Consider the following 2,504-nt stretch of genomic DNA (forward strand, 5'->3'; position numbering starts at 1 on the left):
CTCGGACACCGCCAAGGCCATGGACGCGATCCGCGAGCAGGCCGAGGCGGTGGCCGGCAACATCGTCAGCCTGTCGGAGAAGACCCAGACGATCGGCGACATCATCGAGACGGTCAACGACATCTCGGAGCGCACGCACCGGCTCGCGCTCAACGCCGCCATCGAGGCGGCGGCCGCCGGCGCGACCGGGTTGGGCTTCGCGGGTGTGGCGTCGGCGGAGACGCGTCTGTCCCATGCGTCCAAGGCGCCTACTCAGAAGCTGCGCCCGCTCTGCACGGCCGCCGCCGCCGCGATGGCGGCGTTGGACGCGAGCTGGTGCGTGCGCTCCGAGATGTCGTTGACCGTCTCGGTGATGTCGCCGGTCGTCTGGGTCTTCTCCGACAGGCTGACGATGTTGCCGGCCACCGCCTCGGCCTGCTCGCGGATCGCGTCCATGGCCTTGGCGGTGTCCGAGACGGCGCGCAGGCCCTGGCGGGAGGTCTGCGCGGTGGCCTGAGCGGTGGTGATGACCTCGGTGGCACGCTTGCTGATCTGGGCGCCCGACTGGGTGATCTGATCCATGGTCGCGGCGGTCTCCTGCACGGCGGCGAATTGCTGCTCGACGGAGGCAGCCTGCTCCTGTGCGGAGGCGCGGATCTCGGCCGCAGCGGCGTTCAGGTCGGCGGTGGCGGCACGGTTGGTCCGGGCGAGGTCCGAGAGCCCCGAGACCATCGCGTTCAGGCTGCGGCCTAGGCGGCCGATCTCGTTGTGCCCTCCATCCCCGAGTTTGCCTGAAAGGTCGCCCTCACCGACGTGCTCGACAAAGCTCATCACGCGAACTAGTGGCCAGACGATCAGGCGGTTGATGGCGACGCCGATCGCGGCGCAGATCAGGAGCGTGAGCAGGGTACCGCCCCACAGGGCGAAGCTCTCATCACGCTGAGCCTTTGCGACGCGTGCGACCTGCTCAGCACGGGTCCGTTCTTCCAGGTTGTCGATGGCGGCGAGCCTTCCGCGCAGGGTGTCGAAGAACTGCTTGCCTCTGCCTTCAGCCTCGATGCGCACCGCATCCGGTCGCGTCGCTGGATTGGCTGCTTCTCGGATGGCGGTCTCGCCGATATCAGTCTGCCAGGCGCGCGCCGCCGTCACGGCGTCGGCCAACAGGCGCGACCGCTCGGTATCGTTGCCGATCAAGGTCGTCAGACGCGTAATCGTCTCGTCGAGGGCCGGCCGACCCGCGCGGTAGGGTTCCAGGCTGCTCTCGCGCCCGGTGATCAGGTAGCCGCGCAGGCCGGTCTCCTGGTTGAGCATAGCGGTGCGGAAGGCGTCGAGGCCGCGGACCACTTGGGTCGAGCGGTCGAGGGCGTCGGTCGCCTCCTGCAACTGATTACGTGTCGCTAGCACTGCCCCGCTGCTGAGCACGGACACCAGCGCGATGACGCCGATGGCACCGCCTAGCGTGCGGTTGAGGCCAAAGGTATTCGGCATGCTCGATCCTTCTTGATCAGAACTGCGGACGGCTTCGAGCGGCAGCCGCAATGATGGTGGCATCGCCAATAGCGCTCAAAGGGAGCTGACGCGAGCAACACCGCGCTCTCCTGAGCCTCAAGCCTCAGTATCGACTGGAGCGTGCGAGGAAGGCTGCCGGTCCTGCCTGATCAGCGCCAGCTCCTCGGCGCTCCGTTCCTCAACCCCGATAAGACGTTCATCGGTGTCTTCGACGGCTCGGATCAGCTCATCCAGCTTCATCTGGATAGCGGCGGTATCACGAGCGCCGGCCACCAGAATGACGCCGGCCAAGAGCATGGCGGCGATGGACAGGAACAGGTTGAAGACGAGCGCCCAGTGGTCGTTGAAGCTGAGGATGAAGCCGGCGCCCAGTCCAGCGGCGACGGTGAAGCAGGTCGTCAGGAAGCCGACGGGCTTTGAAAGCCACACGGCAAGGCCGATGATCGGACGGTCCAGCATCAATCCTCAAGCTCAGCGCATCGAGCCGCTAAGCAAGATAGCGCGACCGTGTTTCCGGAATGATCATGTGCCTTCTAGCTCAACTCAGGCATAGGGGCTGCCGAACAGGTCCCCGAGCGCCTTCCGCCGGAACAGCGTGCGCCATCGCCGCCTCCGATGCTCCGGCCGGTCGTGGATCATGTGGCACCGCTGGCAGAAGGCCGCGAGGTTGGCGTCCGCGTTGTTCGAGGTGCCGTGATCCCGGTGTGCGTCGGCCAGTACCACGCGGGTGCGACGGGCGCTGCCGAGGATGTCAGCTTCTGCAGCGACCCGGATCCGGCGCCCCCACCCGTCGCGCCACCGGGCGGCATCCGCATCCCACCAGCGCCCATCGCCCAGGTGGTAGACCATCCGTCCATGCGCCCGCCCGCAGCCCTCGCAGCAGCCTCTCGCCCGGCCGAACCGGATCACGGCCGAGAGCTGCACCCAGTCGACAGGGTAGAAGAAGCGGTGCTCGGGCCGGCTCGGCATGGCGGACGCGAGAACACGGGGGCGACCTGCCCTGCAGCGAAGCGACC

2 protein-coding genes and 2 pseudogenes are annotated in these 2,504 nt (G+C 67.5%); 1 reads left to right on the plus strand and 3 read right to left on the minus strand.

The window, feature by feature from the left end:
- Positions 1–19 precede the first annotated feature (19 nt).
- Positions 20–235 (plus strand): annotated as a pseudogene (locus MKK75_RS08080) (methyl-accepting chemotaxis protein); the annotation flags it as partial.
- Positions 236–255: 20 nt separating this feature from the next.
- On the opposite strand, the pseudogene MKK75_RS08085 reads toward MKK75_RS08080, so the two are convergent.
- From MKK75_RS08085 to MKK75_RS08095, 3 genes and pseudogenes are all read right to left on the minus strand, one after another.
- Positions 256–1,467, minus strand: a pseudogene (locus tag MKK75_RS08085) (methyl-accepting chemotaxis protein); the annotation flags it as partial.
- A 117-nt stretch (positions 1,468–1,584) separates the two neighbouring features.
- Positions 1,585–1,947 carry a low affinity iron permease family protein gene (locus MKK75_RS08090; RefSeq protein WP_244042082.1) on the minus strand — a complete coding sequence of 121 codons (363 nt, stop codon included), beginning with the start codon at positions 1,945–1,947 and terminating at the stop codon, positions 1,585–1,587.
- An 84-nt stretch (positions 1,948–2,031) separates the two neighbouring features.
- On the minus strand, positions 2,032–2,457 hold the full coding sequence (locus MKK75_RS08095; RefSeq protein WP_244042083.1) for a hypothetical protein: 426 nt from the start codon (positions 2,455–2,457) through the stop codon (positions 2,032–2,034).
- Positions 2,458–2,504: the final 47 nt, after the last annotated feature.

Source organism: Methylobacterium sp. J-030, from assembly GCF_022829545.1.
In the GTDB taxonomy this organism is placed as follows: Bacteria; Pseudomonadota; Alphaproteobacteria; order Rhizobiales; family Beijerinckiaceae; genus Methylobacterium.

Coding starts and splice junctions, on each gene's coding strand:
- MKK75_RS08090 (WP_244042082.1), bottom strand. CDS start 1,947: ATGCTGGACCGTCCGATCATCGGCCTTGCCGTGTGGCTTTCAAAGCCC.
- MKK75_RS08095 (WP_244042083.1), bottom strand. CDS start 2,457: ATGCCGAGCCGGCCCGAGCACCGCTTCTTCTACCCTGTCGACTGGGTG.